The sequence below is a fragment of the Actinosynnema sp. NPDC020468 genome (assembly GCF_040642015.1).
Taxonomy (GTDB): Bacteria; Actinomycetota; Actinomycetes; order Mycobacteriales; family Pseudonocardiaceae; genus Actinosynnema.
On sequence record NZ_JBFAEO010000106.1, the window covers coordinates 1 to 3,527 of the forward strand.

1 protein-coding gene is annotated in these 3,527 nt (G+C 70.9%); it reads left to right on the top strand.

The annotated features are described in order from the left end of the window. Window positions 1-233 precede the first annotated feature (233 nt). Complete coding sequence (locus AB0G50_RS35795; RefSeq protein ID WP_360118540.1) at window positions 234-3,416, top strand: hypothetical protein; 3,183 nt, start codon at window positions 234-236, stop codon at window positions 3,414-3,416. The last annotated feature ends 111 nt before the right edge of the window (window positions 3,417-3,527 follow it).

Here is a 3,527-nt window from a genome sequence, read left to right on the forward strand (position 1 = left end):
GGCCAGAGCACCCGACGGGATTCCCGCCGGTCCGGACTCGACCGCGGACACACCGATCGCCCCGGCCGCCGACGGTGCCGGTCCGGCTCCCGGGTTTCCCTTGCGGCACGGCGCTTTTGCCCGCGCGACGCGCCGAGCCGATCGCGGCGGCCCGGGTCGGACCGGGCGATCGGGTGTCCGGCCGACATCCCCGCACCGGCCACCGGGTCGGTGCCCCTGCACAGGAGGAGCTCATGACCGCATGGTGGCGCAGCACTTCCCTGAGACGTTTCGCGGTCCTGGCGGCCGCACTGCTACTGGCCGGGCTGCCCGCGGTGGGGCACGCGCGGGCGGGTGACCGGGCGTTCACGGTGGTGTCCGACGCGCCGGGCTTCGAGCTGCCCGGGATCGTCGTCCAGCGCGACCCGGCGCGCGGGACCGGGATCGACTGGAAGACCACCGCCGGGACCACCGTCGCCGAGTACAACACCGACCGCTCGAAGGTGCGCGACGCGGTCGTGTTCGTGCAGGAGGCGATCACGAAGATGACCGGCCGCACCCTGTCGGTGGCGAACTCGGCGGACCTGTCGCACGGCCTGGTGTTCACCACCATCGCGGGCGCCACGGCCGACATCCGCGACGACCCCGCGGTGCGCGAGGCGTTGGAGGGCAGTGGTCCGGACGCCGCCGAGGCGTACTACATCCGCAGCGAGCACGACCGCACGCTGCTGGTCGCCAACACCTACGACGGGCTCGCGGGCGCCGCCGAGAGGCTGATGGAGACGGTGGACTACGAGGTCCTCGGCATGGGACCCAACTGGGTCTCCGCGCCGTCCAGGCGCACGCTCGTGTTCGACGTCGAGCAGGCCGGCCGACCCGGCTTCCACCTCCGCGGCCTCACCGCGATGGCCGGCCAGTACTACGGCCGGGGCACGATCGTGAACGCGAAGCTCACCGACCCCGCCGACGAGAACGTGGAGCGCAGCTACCGCCGGTGGCAGGTGGGCGCGCTGCTGCGGGGCCAGTCGGCGCCGGCCTACCCCGGACACTCGTTGCAGGCCTACCAGAAGGCGGTCATCGACGACATCCGCGCCTCCGGCGACACGGCGGGGTTCCTCTCGCCCACGCACCTGGGCACCGACGCCGCCCGGCAGGCGACACCTCCCGCCGACGTCAAGGACCACATCTGGATCACCAGTGACAACCCGCTGCGGCTCTTCCTCTCCAACGGGACGGCCTGGGTCGAGCAGGTCGTGGGCAGCGGTTCGCTGGTCCTGGACCTGACGGTGCGCAAGGTGCGCGAGCGCGTCCTGGACGCGGTGCGGACGTGGGCCGAAACCCGCCAGTTCACGGCCAACCCGGACGCGTTGGCGGTGTTGGCGATCGAGCCGGAGGACGGCGGCAGGACCGACGCGGTGTTCGTCGCCAACGCCCGTGATCGCACGTGGTACCCGGACTACCTCGCGGCCGACGGTCTGCGGCTCGACGCGCCGTGGGCGCTGCACGGCTTCAAGGGCCTGAACCAGCCGACGGAGAAGTGGGACCCGACGTCGCAGAGCGACACCACGTTCGGTTTCGCGAACTGGCTGCTGCGCGAGTACGACAAGTGGCTCGACTCGCGACCGGAGGCCGAGCGGGTCACCTCGACGGGGAAGTCGAAGAAATCCTTGCTGCGGGCCAGTTTGTACTCGTACAACTACCACGACGTTCCGCCGCACTTCAACCTCGACCCGCGCCTGCGGGTGTCGGTCGCGGGCTTCGCCAAGCACCGCGGCGCCGGCGAGTGGCGATCCCTGGTGACGCACCTGGACATCGGGCAGGCGATGGCCCGCCTGCTGCCCGGCTCGCCCTCCGCCGACTACCGCATCTACAGCACGGCCACCGCCACGGACTGGGGCATGAGCAACCTGCCCGTGCGGCACAACCTGTCCGCCGGCGCGATCGCCGACGACGTGTCCTCCTACTACCGAGGCGGTTTCCGGGCGTTCGCCGCCGAGACCGACCTCAACTTCGGCAAGTTCGGCCTCGGCTACTACCTCATCGCGAAGATGCTGTGGAAGCCGACGACGACACCCGCCGAGCTCGACGCGTTGCGGGACAGGTGGTTGCAGCGGGCGTTCGGCCGCGGGTGGGTGAAGATGAAGGAGTTCGCCGACTTCATGCTCCCGCCGAACTACCCCGTCAACACCCCGTACTCGTGGAGCCGGGCGATCGAGTTGATCGACGCCGCCGACCGCCTGATCGACCCCGCGTCCGAACCCGGCCCCGACCGCCGCGTCGACGACCTCAAGCAGTACTTCTACTACTACTTCCTCCAGGACACCGGCCGGATGACCGTCGACGCGCCCGAGACGCGGGAGTTCATGTGGAAGGGCCAGACCTCCTACATGAACGCGCTCATGGTGCCGTTGAGCAAGGTCTACGGCCGCAACGACGCGGACGGGGCCGCCGCGGTGGCCGGTGCGCAGACCGCGGCCGGACCCGCGCACTACACGGCGGCCGAGACGGCGGCGTGGTGGGGCCAGGTCAAGGCGCACTGGCCGGTGCGGTCCGTCCACCGGTTCCAGGACGCCAGGTTGGCCGACGGCACGCCCGCGTCCTCGGTCGACCAGAACGCCGTGGCGCCGCCCGCCGAGTTCGTCACACCGGGTCAGCCGGCCGGCCGCTTCCTCTACAACAGCGCGACGAGCGGGTTCACCCCGAAGTTCGTGACGTCGGCGGCCGCCGGCACGCCCATCGGGTTCCAGATGCTGTGGCAGAAGGCCGACACCGGCAACACCCAGTACGTCTCCCGGGACGTGCACTACGGCGTCGAGCAGTGGAACCCGACGACCAGGTCCTGGACGACGCTGCGCGACCTCGGCACGACCAGCCAGAGCCCGGTGGAGCTGCCGAGCTGCCCGCAGTTCGCCAACCGGGTCTGCTTCCTGGCGAAGGCGTCCCTCCCGGCACCGTCGACCGGCGTCTACCGGTTCACCGTCGGCCAAGGCGGCGACTACGCGTACGTGTACCCGCTGACCTTCGACGTGCCGACCAACAAGGCGACGGGCCGGTCGGCGCACACCTACCTCGGCCTCGGCTCCGGCCTGACCCAGGCGCCGAGCTACTTCTACATCCCCAAGGGCACCACCTCGCTGGACCTCGAGGTGTGGGACCCGTACAACAGCAAGACGGTGCGGATCTACTCCGGCCTGGTGTCGAAGAACCCCACCACGCCCTTCCGGGACGTGGACATCGGCGCCAACGGCACCCACTCCGTGCCGCTGAAGGCCGAGGAGGGCGGCACCATCGCGCGGATCACGACCAACGGGTTCTCCTTCCCGTACCTGCACTCGGTGCCCCAGCTCTGGGCGATGTCACCGGACGAGCTCATGGTGCCGTGCGCCATCGCCAAGGCCGACGGTCTGACGGTCCCCGCCGGCCGCTGCGGTCCGTGACACCGGTCCACGACCGCGCGGGCGCGACCGGCGAGGGGTGGCCGCTCAAGTCCGATGGCCTCCGGATCGCGGGCGGCAGTTGGCGGTTGGTGGGTGAAGGCGGCTGGTTGG